Origin of the sequence: Planosporangium spinosum (genome assembly GCF_049999945.1) — a bacterium.
Classification (GTDB): Bacteria; Actinomycetota; Actinomycetes; order Mycobacteriales; family Micromonosporaceae; genus Planosporangium; species Planosporangium spinosum.
The window spans coordinates 238,240-252,139 of record NZ_JBLYUB010000002.1 but is presented as its reverse complement, the minus strand read 5'-3'; the positions used below and the strand labels follow the sequence as shown (position 1 = coordinate 252,139).

Annotated in this window: 14 protein-coding genes; 8 read left to right on the top strand and 6 right to left on the bottom strand. The window is 73.3% G+C overall.

The genetic code is table 11. The features are described 5' to 3' along the window. Nucleotides 1-94 precede the first annotated feature (94 nt). The 3 genes from ACNTMW_RS03935 (at nt 95) to ACNTMW_RS03925 (ending at nt 2,540) form a co-directional block, all read left to right on the top strand. A complete protein-coding gene (locus ACNTMW_RS03935) occupies nt 95-1,219 on the top strand; it encodes a radical SAM protein (RefSeq protein WP_426631952.1) in 1,125 nt (374 codons plus the stop codon). Nucleotides 1,220-1,247: 28 nt separating this feature from the next. Further along, nucleotides 1,248-1,814, top strand: coding sequence for a class IV adenylate cyclase (locus ACNTMW_RS03930; protein ID WP_426631951.1), 567 nt, complete (start codon nt 1,248-1,250; stop codon nt 1,812-1,814). A gap of 144 nt (nt 1,815-1,958) precedes the next feature. After that, entirely contained in the window at nt 1,959-2,540 is a 582-nt protein-coding gene (locus tag ACNTMW_RS03925; RefSeq protein ID WP_426631950.1) for a hypothetical protein, read from the top strand. A gap of 4 nt (nt 2,541-2,544) precedes the next feature. On the opposite strand, the gene ACNTMW_RS03920 is transcribed toward ACNTMW_RS03925, so the two are convergent. The 4 genes from ACNTMW_RS03920 to ACNTMW_RS03905 all read right to left on the bottom strand — a co-directional run bounded on the left by ACNTMW_RS03920 (nt 2,545) and on the right by ACNTMW_RS03905 (nt 6,768). After that, nucleotides 2,545-2,919: an antitoxin Xre/MbcA/ParS toxin-binding domain-containing protein gene (locus ACNTMW_RS03920; protein ID WP_426631949.1), complete on the bottom strand. Its 375-nt coding sequence runs from the start codon at nt 2,917-2,919 to the stop codon at nt 2,545-2,547. A gap of 141 nt (nt 2,920-3,060) precedes the next feature. Continuing rightward, on the bottom strand, nt 3,061-5,148 hold the full coding sequence (locus ACNTMW_RS03915; RefSeq protein WP_426631948.1) for an SIR2 family protein: 2,088 nt from the start codon (nt 5,146-5,148) through the stop codon (nt 3,061-3,063). A 15-nt stretch (nt 5,149-5,163) separates the two neighbouring features. Beyond that, entirely contained in the window at nt 5,164-6,426 is a 1,263-nt protein-coding gene (locus tag ACNTMW_RS03910) for a YqgE/AlgH family protein (RefSeq protein ID WP_426631947.1), read from the bottom strand. Between the two features lie 3 nt (nt 6,427-6,429). Next, on the bottom strand, nt 6,430-6,768 hold the full coding sequence (locus ACNTMW_RS03905; RefSeq protein WP_426631946.1) for an effector-associated constant component EACC1: 339 nt from the start codon (nt 6,766-6,768) through the stop codon (nt 6,430-6,432). Between the two features lie 136 nt (nt 6,769-6,904). Between ACNTMW_RS03905 and ACNTMW_RS03900 the strand changes: the two genes are divergently transcribed. After that, the gene (locus ACNTMW_RS03900) at nt 6,905-7,936 is read left to right on the top strand and encodes a ferrochelatase (RefSeq protein ID WP_426631945.1); all 1,032 of its coding nucleotides are present in this window, start codon (nt 6,905-6,907) and stop codon (nt 7,934-7,936) included. A 156-nt stretch (nt 7,937-8,092) separates the two neighbouring features. Next, nucleotides 8,093-8,878 carry an HAD-IIA family hydrolase gene (locus tag ACNTMW_RS03895; protein ID WP_426631944.1) on the top strand — a complete coding sequence of 262 codons (786 nt, stop codon included), beginning with the start codon at nt 8,093-8,095 and terminating at the stop codon, nt 8,876-8,878. An 18-nt stretch (nt 8,879-8,896) separates the two neighbouring features. On the opposite strand, the gene ACNTMW_RS03890 is transcribed toward ACNTMW_RS03895, so the two are convergent. Continuing rightward, on the bottom strand, nt 8,897-9,682 hold the full coding sequence (locus ACNTMW_RS03890) for a hypothetical protein (RefSeq protein ID WP_426631943.1): 786 nt from the start codon (nt 9,680-9,682) through the stop codon (nt 8,897-8,899). Between the two features lie 209 nt (nt 9,683-9,891). Between ACNTMW_RS03890 and ACNTMW_RS03885 the strand changes: the two genes are divergently transcribed. Then, entirely contained in the window at nt 9,892-10,722 is an 831-nt protein-coding gene (locus ACNTMW_RS03885) for a DUF3097 domain-containing protein (RefSeq protein ID WP_426632136.1), read from the top strand. Between the two features lie 63 nt (nt 10,723-10,785). On the opposite strand, the gene ACNTMW_RS03880 is transcribed toward ACNTMW_RS03885, so the two are convergent. Beyond that, a complete protein-coding gene (locus ACNTMW_RS03880) occupies nt 10,786-12,210 on the bottom strand; it encodes a serine hydrolase domain-containing protein (RefSeq protein ID WP_426631942.1) in 1,425 nt (474 codons plus the stop codon). A gap of 52 nt (nt 12,211-12,262) precedes the next feature. Here ACNTMW_RS03880 and ACNTMW_RS03875 point away from each other — a divergent pair, with 52 nt between their 5' ends. Both ACNTMW_RS03875 and ACNTMW_RS03870 read left to right on the top strand, forming a co-directional pair. Continuing rightward, nucleotides 12,263-12,691 (top strand): NfeD family protein, encoded by a 429-nt coding sequence (locus tag ACNTMW_RS03875; RefSeq protein ID WP_426631941.1) that lies wholly within the window; start codon nt 12,263-12,265, stop codon nt 12,689-12,691. A gap of 75 nt (nt 12,692-12,766) precedes the next feature. Beyond that, the gene (locus tag ACNTMW_RS03870) at nt 12,767-13,864 is read left to right on the top strand and encodes an SPFH domain-containing protein (RefSeq protein WP_426632135.1); all 1,098 of its coding nucleotides are present in this window, start codon (nt 12,767-12,769) and stop codon (nt 13,862-13,864) included. Nucleotides 13,865-13,900 lie beyond the last annotated feature (36 nt).

Genomic DNA, 13,900 nt, shown 5'->3' with positions numbered 1-13,900 from the left:
GTCGAGCGTCTGGGTTTCGCCACGCCCTGCGTGGCCGGCGCCGCGGTTGGCGCCGGCGCCGCGGGTCATCATCCGTCCGGAGCGGTTCGGTGCGGTGACGTACGTGCCGGACCGTGACCACTTCTTCGCCCTCGGCGGTGACGCCGCCCGGGTGGTGGCCGTCGCCGCGCGCGGCGACCCGGTCGCGCCGCGGGACGCCGACACGGCCCGGTTCCTGGCCGAGGTCGGTATCGTGCGGAGCGTGCCGGAGGTGCCGCAGCGGCCGCACTACGGCACGTCGCTGATCGGGTCCTTCGACGGACCGCCGACTCCTGACGAGCCGCTCGTCGTGAACTGCTTCGCGACCGCGCATTGTCCACTCCGGTGCCGGTACTGCCACGCCGACGACCTGATGCAGTCCTATCGGGACGGCGAGAGCGACGACGAGCCGTGGCGGGTGGTCCGGATGGCGGCGGCGGTACCCGCCCTGGTCGCCGTCGTCACCGGCGGTGAGCCGCTGATCCGGCCCGAGCGTACGGCGATCCTGGTCCGGCACCTGGCCACGAGCGGCAAGGCCGTCGTCCTCGACACCTCCGGCGTCGGCGACCCCGAGCCGCTGCTGCCGCTCCTGCGCGAGTACGGGGTGCACGTCCGGGTCTCGCTGGACAGCCTCGACCCGCGCGACAACGACCGGCTGCGGCCGGTCAACCGGCGGTATCTGCCGGTGGGTACCAGCTCCGGTGAGCGGGCGCTGCGCACACTGTCCGAGGTGGCCGCCGCCGGACTCGCCGCGACCGTGCAGACCGTGGTGACCGCCGGCAACGAAGGGATCGACCGGCTGCGGACGCTGCGTGATGGCCTGATCGCGATCGGTATTCGCAACTGGGTGCTGCACGTGGTGGTACCCGCCGGCAAGGCGGCGCTGCCCCGAAACCGGCAACTGCGGCCCAGCCCGTACGTGCTGCCCACCCTCGCCGAGCTGGTGAAGGTCACCGAGGACGAGGGGCTGCCGCTCAACATCCGGGTGACCGGCACCCACCGGGCACCCAACTCGGTTCTGCTGATCGGCAGCCAGGGCGACCTGTACGTGGAGCGCGAGTTCGGCGGTAAGCTCCGCATCGCCGGACCCGGCGACTCCCGGGCCGACGTCCTGCGGGCCTTCCGCCGCCACGTCAATCTGGTGGAACATGTAAGCCGTTATCTCAATGGGAGCATCCAACCGTTCCCGTACGAGCGGTGAGGGCGGCGAGCAGGAACGGCGGGATGCCGTGGCCGGGGCAGTGGAGACCGAGAGCAAGCACCGGGTCCGCGACGGCGCGGCCGTGCGCGCCGCGCTCGACCGGCTCGGGTTCCACGGCGAAGCCGTGGCGTTGCAGGCCGACGAGTACTACGACACGCCCACCGGCCTGCTGCGCGCGGCCGACCTGGTGGTGCGGCTCCGGCTGGTCGGCGGGCAGGTGACCGCGGGCTTCAAGGGCCCGCGCACCTACCTGCCGGACGGCTCGCACGCCCGGCTGGAGGTGGAACTGCCCGCGGCCGCGGCCGACGAGGTGCGCGCCGAACTGGCCGGGCAGGGCCTGGTCTGCGTCTGGCACCTGCAGAAACGCCGGCGCGAGTACCGCCATCCGGCTATGTCCATTGTGGTGTGCATGGATGAGTTGCCGGCGCTGGGGCACTTCCTCGAACTCGAGGGCGAGCCGGACGACATCGTCCGGGTACGGGGTTCGCTGGGCGACCACATCGGACCGGCCGAACCGCTCAACTATCGCGACCTGGCGAAGCGGTGGCTGGCGGAGCGGGGCGGTGCCGGCACCGAGCTCACCTTTACGTCGTAGGATCAGTACCGTCCGTAATGGGCCGGGGCGGGTGTCAGCGGCCGGTGGCACTGGTGGACGCCGCCGGTCGCGTTACATTTGAGGGGTTCCGAGTCGGACTGGCGGTGCACCACGTGCGGTTACCTCCCATGAAGGAGGAACGCCTTGCTCTCGACATACGTCACCTGGATTCTCGTGCTCCTGGCGCTGGCTGCCGGCGCGTGGGTCCTCATCCGTCCCAGCGGCGGTGCCCGGCCGAGTACGACCCGCGCCGACCCGCCGCCGGTCACCGAGGCGCGGGTCGAGGAGGCGGCCGTACCGGACGAGGGTCGGATGCCCCCGCGGACCACCCCGCTGCACGCGGTCACCACCCCGCAACCACCGCCCGCGATTCCGCCCGCGCCGGCCCCCGGTGACCGCCTGCGCGCCGACATGACGTCCAACCCGGGTCACGGGTCGTTCGGGGACATGCCGGCCATGCCGCCGCTAGGCATGTGGAGCGACGGGTACGCCCAGTCCGTCCGCGAGCGATGGCGGGAGCTGCAGCTGCGCTTCATCGACGACCCGCACTCGGTCGCCAACGAGGCCGAACAGATCGTCGACGAAACGGTCGCCGCGCTGACCACGTCACTGAACGCCTTCAAGAGCGACCTCGACACCTGGCGCTCCGGGCCCGGCGACACCGAGCAGCTGCGCGCCGCCGTGCACCGCTACCGCGACTTCCTGGACCGCCTGCTGGGCTCCTGACCGGTCAGGACAGCCGCGCCGCCTCCCGCTCAACGACCGCCAGCAGCGCCACGTCGCCGGTACGGATGGCCCACGCCGGCGTACGGCCGGCCAACCGCGGGTGGGCGCGGCGCAGCCACGCCTTCGCCAGCCGCGGCTCACCGAAAGCCTGGAGCACCCGGTGACACACCCGCAACCGGTCCCAGGCGGCCTGCGCGGCGGTCTCCAGCCGCCACGCCGCCAGCGGCTGCCCGCTTCCGGCTCCGAGCAGGTAGGACAGCAGGTCGCTGCCGTAGGCCAGGGCGCACTCCTCGAATACCACCGGCTCGGCCGGCCCCACGTCCCCGGTGGACCCCACGTCGGCCACCGCCACCGGGCCGTCGGCCGCCTCGTGCGTCATGCCTTGACGGTACGTCCCCGCCCGGCCGCCGGGCGACCGGCAGGAGTCCCGTACCGGGTGCCCCGAACGGCCCGCCACCTTCGGGGTGGGCGTCACCCGCCGCCGGGGTCACCCCGTCCGCCGGGAGTCCACGCCCTCGGGTCACCCCCGTTCGCCGAGGAACAGGGCGGACACCTCCCGGGCGATGGCCTGGACCGCGCGCGGCCGCTCGGCCGGCGCGTCGAGGGCCCGCACGACCGCCGGCCAGGAGTCCAGTGGGCGGCCCGCCACCGACAGCGGTGGGCGGTTGCGCAGATACTGCGACAACAACAGGACGTTCTGCACGATCCAGTGCAGGTAGTGCCCCTCCACCCGCCACGTCGGCAGCTCGCAGGTGCGGTCCAGGTGCTCCTTGAGCTCCTGGAAGCTGTTGCAGCGCAACATGCCGGCGTCCTGACGGAGGTTCACGATCCGGGGGTTGTACAGGTGGCGCACCGGGTCGGCGAAGACCTCGTGCCACAGCCGCCACATCGTCGCCTCGTCGTCGCCGCCGAGCGTGACGACCCCTTCCACCCGGTTGTCGAGCAGCAGGTAGTGCAGGTACGCCCAGATCGCGGGTGGGCTCCACAACCGCTCGGCCCGGGTGGTGGTCAGGCCGGTCTTCACCGCCACCGGGTCGGCGTCGTCGGCGTCGGCGTCCGGGATGGCCTTGATCGTGCGGGCCAGGTCGTAGAGGGTGCTGTGGCGGTAGTAGTCCCGCTCGACCGCCCACGGGTGGGTCGGCCGGACCAGCATCGCCGGGTCGAGCAGCCGTTGGGCGACCCGGCCCGGCTCGCAGAACGACGCCAACGACTCCACCATGGGCGGCCGGGCCCCCTCCACCAGCCGGAACCAGCGCAGCACGTCGGCGCGCATCACCCGGCGCAGCTCGTCGGGGTGGACGTCGGCGGACAGGTCGTCGAAGCACAGCAGCACCACCATCCCGCGCGCCGACAGCGCGGCGGCGATCAGCGCCTGCACCGTGTGGATCAGGGTCGGTTGGCGTAGCTGGACCGGCCAGTACAGCACCGACGGCGGCGCGTCGGGCATTCCGCCCTCCAGGCGCCAGCCGAACTCGAGGTCGAGTTGGCGCAGCAGCTCGTCGGCGGACGGGCGGGCACCCAGCAGCCGCTCCAGCCCGGTGTGCCGGATCCGGTGCCCGCTGCCGCCGATCGTGGCCGGCGGTTCCGGCGGGAGCGCGGGAACGGGGGCCGGCTGCTCCGGCGCGTGGATGGGTGCCGGCGCTGATGCGTGGGCGTGCAGCACCCGTTCCAGCTCCGGGAAGAGCCGGTTGCTGTCCACGTCGTGGTAGACCGGGATCCGCACGGGCGGGTCGGCCGGCCACCACGACGGCGCCGGCCCGTCCGGGGCCGCTCCGTGGTGCGCCCACAGGACGTCGACGTCCCGGTCGGTCGCCAGTCCGTGCAGGACGGCCGCCAGCGCGTCGTCCCCGCCGCCGCAACCGACCACGCAGATCGTCTCGTCGCGCAGCAGCCCGGACAGTTCGCGGGCCAGGGACGGGACGTCGCCGCGCAGCCGCTCGGGGTCGTGCAGCGTGGCCCGGTCGTCGCCCTCGCTGGTCGGCCGCCAGTACCCGTGCAGGTGCACCACGGTGACCGCGTCGTCCTCCGCGGTGGGCGCGGGCAACGAGCCGTCGCGCCGCAGCGGCAGGCTGCGTGCCCGGCCGCCGGCGCGCCGGACGGCGATCTCGATCAGCGGGTCGAAGTTGGTGGTGAGCACGCGGTGGCCGAAGCTGGCCGGTCGGGGGGCCAGGAGGTTGCCCAGCGCGCGTACGCCCGGCGGCAGCACCCAACTGGCGAGGTCGGCCTCGAGTTGCGCGCCGCGCTGGAACCCGATCCGCTCCCAGCGGCCGGGTGCGGCCGCGCCGGCCGGCGGCCGGTGGGCCTGTAGCACGGCCTGCTGCATCACGATGTCGAACTCCATCGGCGACACCCACTCGGTGAAGGTGCGCCGGTAGGCCGCGTACAGGTCCACCGGTCGGGCGGCGTGGTCGGCGCGCACCCGGGCCAGCGCCGCGGCCAGGTCGGGGTTGGCGATGCCCTCGGACACGAACCGGTCGGCCAGTTCGACCACGCCGGCCACGTCGGGTACCGCCGGCGCGGTGACGCCGGAGCCCAGGACGAGAGCCACCGGCCGACCGCGCCACACGGCCGTCGCCAGGCGGTTGACCAGTCCGGCCTCGGTAGCCACGCTCCTCCTCCTCGATCAGGGCCGACCGTGCTGCTGCCAGAACCACGCGTCCAGGCTCGTCGCCGACACGAGCAGCTCACCGGCGGCCAGTTCGGCCTCGAGCTGGCCCGGGCGCCAGCCCAGGTAGCCCACGAACAGGCACGCCGCGGCCAGCGCGGGTGCGGTCGTCTCGTCGAGCGGCACCGGGACGGTCCCCAGCCCGCCGCGGATCGGACGGAAGCCCGCGGGCACGGTCACCTCGTCGTGCGGGGCGGCGAGCAGGATCACCACGTCGCGTACCGGGCCGCCGTCGAACACCGGGGCGTGGTCGAGCACGTCGGGTGTCGGCTCGTCGAAGACGTCGAGCGCGGAGCGGGACGTCCGGCGGTTCAGATGTACTCCGACGGCGCCGTCGGTGGGGCTGTGCGCGAGAACCGCCACGGTGGCGCCACGCAGCTCAGGATCGCGCACAGCCGGACCGGCTACCAGCACGTTGCCGGCATGTGAAAACGGGCCGGGTGCGGCCGGTGCCGGTGCGGTCGCCGCCGGCCGCGCCGGGCGGGCCAGGTTGCGGACCAGGGGGATCCGCTCGCCGCCGTTGCGGGCGCGCAGCTCCGGCAGCGGACGGGCCAGCCGCCGGTGGGTGCGCAGCACCTCGCCGTACACGGTGGCGACGTCGAGCGGGTCGGGGCCGTGCGGTACGCCCCGGCGCAGCGTGCCCACAAGGGTGCCGGTGAACGCGGTGAACTCCTCGTCCGGCGGTGCGAGCGCGGTGCGGTTGGGCGAGGTCGCTACCAGCACGCAGGTCCGGTCGATCTCGACCTCGTCGGCGACGGCGGTCAGGTCCTCCCTCATGCCGCTGATCGCCCGCCCGGCGTAGCAGCAGTCGAGGATCACCAACCGGCGGCTCGCCGGGCTGTCCAGCACGGCCCGCCGGACCCACTCGTACGGCACGGCGGTGGCGTACACCGCCTCCCGGTCGGTCTGCTCGACGGCCAGGTGCAGCTCGCCGGTGCGTTCGTCGACGACGCCGTGGCCGGCGAAGTACACCAGCAGGAGGCCGTCGACGCCGGTGGCGTGGGCCGCCGAGCGCAGCGCCCGGGCCACCTCCTGGGGGGTGGCCGGGTCGGTCACGACCAGGCGGTTGGCGGCCGGCAGCCCCCACAGCCGCTCGTCGGTGAGCGTGTCGCCGAGCCCGCTGAGGTTGTTGGCGACCGTCGGCAGCGGCTGCAGCCGGGCGTACCGGCCGGCTCCGACGAGGACCGCCCGGGAGCGGTGCGGGTCGGACAGGTGGGTCACCGGTCAGTCCGCTTCGAGCTTCGCGGCGATGGCCTCGGCCGCGCCCGGGTCGGTGGTGTCGACCGGCACGGCCCGGCCGTCGTGTTCGAGGATCACCCGGACCGGCTGGTCGCGGGATGCCCGCCACATGATGATCGAGAACGCCAGCTGAGCCGCCGACAGGCCGGAGCCGACCACGAGGGTGAGCACGTCCAGAGCGGTGCCCATCTGTCCGGCGCCGGTGTCGCCGGCGACGGCCGTGAGCTGGCCGTGGCGGCGGACCTCCGGCTCGTCGCGTAACCACGACAGCAGCGACCGGTACTCGTCGACCGAACCGCCCGCCACCCGCACCCGGACCTGCACGCCGTCACCTCGCATCGACTCATGCGGCTGGTTCGAAGCCACCGACCATACCTAAGGTGACCAGGCAATGTCACCGTGCGAAAGCGCCCGGAGGGGTGGTCGACCCGGCCCGGTGAGCACCGAGCAAGATAGCGGCATGGAGTACGACGCGTTCCTGCTGCTGTCCTTCGGCGGTCCGGAAGGCCCCGACGACGTCATGCCGTTTCTGGAGAACGTGACCCGTGGGCGGGGGGTGCCGGCCGAACGCCTGGCCGAAGTGGCCGAGCATTACCGGCATTTCGGAGGTGTGTCGCCGATCAACGCCCAGTGCCGGGACCTGCTGGCGGCGCTCGCCGAGGAACTGCCCCGGGCAGGCATCGACCTGCCTCTCTACTGGGGCAACCGGAACTGGGAGCCGTACCTCGCCAAAACCGTTGCACAAATGCGCGATGACGGGGTCCGGCACGCGCTCGCGTTCGTGACCAGCGCGTACGGTTCGTACTCCGCCTGCGGGCAGTACCTGGAGGACATCGTCCGGGCCCGGGCCGAGGTCGGTCCGGACGCGCCGCGGATCGACAAGCTGCGGCACTTCCACGACCACCCCGGCTTCATCGGGCCGCACACCGACGCGGTCACCGCCGCGCTCGGCACACTTCCCGCCGACCGGACCCCCGCGGACACCCGGCTGGTGTTCACCGCGCACTCCATCCCGACCGCGATGGACGCCACCAGCGGCCCCGACGGCGGCCGGTACTCCGCCCAGGTGCGCGAGGCCGCCGGGCTCGTCGCCGCGGCGGCGGCACCCGAGCTGACCTGGGACCTGGTGTGGCAGAGCCGGTCCGGACCGCCGCAGGTACCGTGGCTTTCGCCCGATGTCAACGACCACCTGGCGGCGCTCGCCGCCGACGGCGTCCGCAACGTCGTGGTCTCGCCCGTCGGTTTCGTGTCCGACCATCTCGAGGTGATCTGGGACCTCGACAACGAGGCCGCCGACACCGCCCGCAGGCTGGGCCTAAACTACGCGCGGGCCGCCACGCCGGGCACCGACCCGCGCTTCGTGCGGATGGTGGTCGACCTGGTCCGGGAGCGGCTGGACCCGACCACCCCGCGGCCGGCGCTCGGCTGCGTACCCACCTGGGACGTCTGCCCCCGCGGCTGCTGCCCGGCGCCAAGAAGGGCGGCGGCGTGAGCGAGCGTAGCGAGCGAACCAGGTGGTTCAGGGCGGTGGAGCCTCATGGCGGTGCCGAGCGTAGCGAGGCGGCGGCATGAGCGAGCGTAGCGAGCGAACCAGGTGGTTCAGGGCGGTGGAGCCTCATGGCGGTGCCGAGCGTAGCGAGGCGGCGGCATGAGCGCGCGGCCCCGTAGGCCGGTGGAGTCGTGGCTCACCGACATGGACGGTGTGCTCGTCCACGAGGGACTCCCGATCCCCGGCGCGCCGGAGTTCATCGGCAAGCTGCGCGACTCGGGCAAGCCCTTCCTGGTGCTGACCAACAACTCCCGGTACACCGCGCGGGACCTGCGCGCCCGGCTGGCCCGGATGGGCATCGAGGTACCCGAGACCGCGATCTGGACCTCTGCGCTGGCGACCGCGCAGTTCCTCGACAGCCAGCGGCCGGGCGGCACCGCGTACGTCATCGGCGAAGCCGGGCTGACCACCGCGCTGCACGACATCGGGTACATCCTGAGCAACCAGGAGCCCGACTACGTGGTGCTCGGCGAGACGCACACCTACAGCTTCGAGGCGATCACCACGGCGATCCGGCTGATCGCCAACGGGGCACGGTTCATCGCGACCAACCCGGACCCGACCGGCCCGTCCCACGAGGGAGTGCTTCCGGCGTGCGGCTCGGTCGCCGCGCTGATCTCCAAGGCGACCGGGGTCGAGCCGTACTTCGTCGGCAAGCCCAACCCGATGATGATGCGCTCGGCGCTCAACACGATCAACGCGCACTCCGAGACCACCGCCATGATCGGTGACCGGATGGACACCGACGTGCTCTGCGGGCTGGAGGCCGGCCTGGAGACGATCCTGGTCCTCACCGGCATCAGCGCCCGCGGCGACGTCGACCGGTTCCCGTACCGGCCGTCGCGGGTCATCACCTCGATCGCCGAGCTGATCGACGAGGTGTGACCCGCCGATCATCTCGGGCTAGATCATCGGAGAGTTGCAGGCCGCTACGAGCGCGCGGCGGCACGACGCCACCAGGGGACGCAGCGCGGCGTCGCGCTGCTGAGCCTCGTACCCGTTGACCGCGCCGCCGGGTGCGGCGTGCTCGGCGAGGGCCAGTACCCGGTCGAGGATGCTGGCCCGGGCGTACAGCCGGCGGGCGCGCGGATCGTACCCGGGCGGAAGGTCGATGCCGTTGTCCGGCTTGCGCAGCGCCGCGAGTGCCCCGGCCAGTTCCGGACGCCACTGGGCGATGTCGAGCCGGGCCAGGGTACGGGTCGCCTCGGCGAGCGTCTGGGACAGCTCGGCCTCCGCCTCGGCGGTGCTCGGCTGGTCGACCGGCCGGGCCGGGCTCTCCGGCAGCGGGTAGCAGCGCCACAGCACCGTCTCGAACGTCACGCCCGAGCCGGACGTGTGCGTGCGTACCTCCGGCACCAACCCCAGCCCGGGCGTCACCACGCCCTCGCCCGCGATCAGGGCCGCGCCGGTGAACGGGCCGGGACCGGGCAGGCCGCGCGGGTCGCCGGGGGCCGGCAGCACCAGCCGGATCTCGTCGGGGTGCCGCTTGGACAGGGCGGCGAGCGCCTCGCCGAGGGGGACGTCGGTCCAGGTGCCGGGGGCGTCGGCGACCAGGTGCTCCTCGTCGCCGGTGATCTCTTCTGCCACGTCGTCATAGGGCACCAGGCCGGCGCGCCAGGCACGTACCCAGGCGACGAACCGGGTCGACCGGCGCACGGTCAGGGTCGCCGCGTGCGCTGCGGGGGACATGCCCGCAACTGTACGTGCTGCGTGCGCCGCTGTCTCGTGTCCTGGTCACGGCACGTCGCGGACCCGGTGACGGATCGCCGCCGGTCACCGCCGGTGCGTCTCCCCGCACGGCGGCGCGCGTGCCGTACGGGGACCGGTGTGCGGGCCGTCGGGCGACCGCCGCGCGGGCTGTGGGCGGCGCGTCGCCGCGCCGAACCGGATCGAGACCGATACGCTGCGGTGTCGTGGGGAGGTACGGCGAGGACGTGCTCGCGGGCAACTGGCGGCGACGCCGGGTGGTGCCCGAGGTGGATGCCGAACTCGACCTGGTGGTCGAGGACGCGGACTCCGGCTTCTGCGGTGCGGTCGTCGGCTTCGAGTTCGGGGCCGTCGTCCTGGAGGACCGGCACGGCCGGCGCCGCAACTTCCCCCTCGAGCCGGCGGCGTTCCTGCTCGACGGCCAGGTCGTGACGCTGCGCCGACCGTCGGCCGCGGCGGCCGCCCCGGCGAAACCCCGGCGCACCGCCTCCGGGTCGATCGCGCTCGACAACGTCGCCGCGCGGGTGGCGCGGGCCAGCCGGATCTGGGTGGAGGGTGTACACGACGCCGCCCTGGTCGAGCGCATCTGGGGAGACGACCTGCGGATCGAGGGCGTCGTCGTGGAGCCCCTCGACGGCATCGACGCGCTGCCCGAGGCGGTGCGCGACTTCGCGCCGGGGCCGCAGCGGCGGCTCGGGGTGCTCGTGGACCATCTGGTCGCCGGCTCCAAGGAGAGCCGTATCGTCGCCGGGGTCACGTCGCCCCACGTACTCGTCACCGGCCACCCGTACGTCGACATCTGGCAGGCGGTCAAGCCCGAGCGGATCGGCATCAGCGCCTGGCCGGAGATCCCGCGCGGCCGGCCCTGGAAAGAGGGCGTCTGCGCGACCCTCGGCGTGGCCGAGCCGGCCGACCTGTGGCGGCGCATCCTCGCCTCGGTGTCGAGCTTCCGGGACGTCGAGACGCCACTGATCGGCGCGATGGAACGGCTGATCGACTTCGTCACCGAGCCCGGCGAGTAGTCACCGCGGCGGCCCGTGTCCTCACCGCGGCGGCCCGTGTCCTCACCGCGGCGGCCCGTGTCCTCACCGCGGCGGCCACTCGTCGCGGCTGAACACGAACGTCGCGACGTCCAGGGCGACCACGGCTGCGCCCTCCCGACGGACCAGGAGCACCTCGCCGTCGTTCGTCCCGGACCGGCAGCGCCACCGGTCGGACCCCTCCGGCGTGAACCGCCACGGCTCGCCACGGGCCGGCACCGCCGCCATCACCAGTTCGCCGGACTCCGCGTCCCAGGACACCTGGAACTCGATGCCCATCCACCACCAGCGCCCGGTCAGCGCCGCGACGTCGGCGGGCGGCTCGGTCGCCGGCAGCCAGGGCCGCGGCGGCGTCGGCTCGCCGTCGATGACCGTCTCGAGTACCTCCATGGCCAGCGCGAAGAGGCCGCCGCCCGGCATGGTGTACGCGTTGGCGAAACTGACGACGCCGGTGCGCGTCGGCCGGTGCACCGCGAGGACGGCGAGGTAGCCCGGCATGGAGCCGGTGTGGCCGACGTACACCCGCTCGCCCCGCCGCCATAGCTGTACGCCCAGGCCGTGCCCGGCGGTCCACGACTCCGGGTCGCTGATCACCACCGGTGCGCACATCTCGGCCACGGTCGCGGGTGCCAGTACCGACGGCAGCGGGTCGGCCAGGAACGCCGCCCAGCGCAGCAGGTCGTCCGCTGTCGACCACAGCTGGCCGGCCGGTGCCATCGCCCCGGCGTCGTGGCGCGGCTCCTCGTGGAGGGTGCCGTGCCACGGGTGCACGACGTACCCGCGGGCGAACGGCTCGACCGGGTGGTAACTGGTCCGGGTCATGCCGAGCGGGTCGAGCAGCCGTGCGGTGACCAGGTCCCACCACGGCTGTCCGGTCAACCGGGCCAGGGCGGCGCCGAGCAGCCCGTACCCGAGGTTGGAGTAGTGGTACGAGCGGTACGGCGGGTATGCCACCTTCTCCGGGGTCAGCGCCGCCAGGAAGCGCTCGACGTCGACGCCGGCCGACCGTTCCCACCACTCGCCGTCGGGCTCGCGCTGCAGCCCGGAGACGTGGCCGAGCAGGTGACGCAGCGTCACCCCGGCGAAGGGAGCGTCCGGCAGGTACCGGCGCAGCGGGTCGTCGAGCGCCAACCGGCCCTCGTCGCGCAGGGCCAGTACCAGCGCCGCCGTCATCGTTTTGGTGATCGACCCGATGCGGAACCGGGTGTCGGCGGCCGGGCGGCGTCCGGGTGGCGTCCCGGGACCGGTGTCGGGACGCCCCGCATCGCCGGTGTCCGGCGGGGTCGGATCGCCGGTGTCCGACGGGGTCAGATGGCCGGCGTCCGGCGGGGTCGCATCGCCGACGCCGGCGAAGTGGACCCGTTCCCCGGCCCGGACGACCGCCGCGGCGAGCGCCGGCACCCGGCCGGCCGCCTGGGCGCGCGCGATGGCCCCGTCGACACGGCGGGCGGTGTCGGGAGACAGCGGCATGGTCGTGATCTTATGGCCGTCGCGCGGACGTGCGCGTACATGTCACGATCGGATGGTGGGCGTGTTGTGGCTTGTGGTAGCGGTGGGGCTGGCGATCGCCGAGGTCTTCACCGGTACCTTCGTGTTGATCATGCTGGCCGCCGGGGCACTCGCGGCTGCCGGGACCGCGGCGGTCGGCGGTGAGCTGTGGGCCCAGGGGCTGGTCTTCGCCCTGGTGTCGGGGTTGGCCCTGGTCGGGGTGCGCCCGGCGCTCCGGCGCCGCGTCGACCGGGGCGGTACGGAGGCGCCGATCGGGCTGGCCGCCATCGAGGGCTCGACCGGTACCGTACTGGAGCGCGTCGACGCCGATCATGGTCTGGTGAAGATCGAGGGCGAGCTGTGGCAGGCCCGGTCCTTCGACGGGACACAGGAGTACGAACCGGGCGAGCGGGTCCGGGTGATCGAGGTCAAGGGCGCAACGGCGATGGTGTGGAGGGACTGAGAACCCGTGGGACCTGGAGAAACATTACTTCTCGCGTTGGTGGGGTTGATCGCGCTGCTCGTGGTGATCACCCTGATGAAGTCGGTTCGGGTGGTGCCGCAGCAGCGCATGGACGTGGTGGAGCGGCTGGGCAAGTACCACCGCACCCTCACGCCCGGCCTCAACCTGCTGGTGCCGTTCCTCGACGCGGTGCGCACCAAGGTGGACATGCGCGAGCAGGTGGTGAGCTTCCCGCCGCAGCCGGTCATCACCTCCGACAACCTGGTCGTGTCGATCGACACGGTGCTCTACTTCAAGGTCGTCGACCCGGTCCGGGCCACCTACGAGATCGCCAACTTCCTGCAGGCGATCGAGCAGCTGACGGTCACCACGCTGCGTAACGTGATCGGTTCGCTGGACCTGGAGAAGGCGCTCACCAGCCGGGAGGAGATCAACCGGCACCTGTCGGGCGTCCTGGACGAGACCACGGGCCGCTGGGGCATCAAGGTGACCCGGGTCGAGATCAAGGCCATCGAGCCGCCGCCGAGCATCCGTGACTCGATGGAGAAGCAGATGCGCGCCGAGCGGGACCGCCGTGCGGCGATCCTGAACGCCGAGGGGCACAAGCAGGCCCAGATCCTGACCGCCGAGGGTGAGAAGCAGGCGGCCGTGCTGCGCGCCGAGGGCGACCGGGCGTCGCGGATCCTGCAGGCCGAGGGCCAGGCGAAGGCGATCCAGACGGTCTTCGACGCCATCCACACCGCCGACCCGAACCCGCAGGTGCTGGCCTACCAGTACATGCAGGCGCTGCCGCAGATCGCGGCGGGACAGTCCAACAAGGTCTGGATCATCCCGGCGGAGCTGACCAAGGCCCTCGAGGGCATCGGCGGCGCGCTGGGCGGGCTGGGCGCGATGGGCGCGGCGCCCGGCGTGTCGCTGCCGACGCACGAGGCCGTGAGCGCCGAGGCCGCCGAAGCGGCCGAGGCCGCCGCCGAGGAGGCCCGGGCGGCCGCCTCGTCGGCCGCCGACGCGGCCAAGGAGGCCAGCGTCGCGGTCGGTGGCCCGGGAGACGTCGGTGGCGTGACCGCGCCGGGTATGCCCACCGGCGACGCGCCGCAGCTCGGGGCCGCCCCGCACACCTCGGCCAGCGCCCTGCTCGGTGAGCAGGACGAGCGGGTCCGGCCAACCGAGTAGGACCGCACCGGTCCGCCGGTGGTGGTGGGGGAGTAC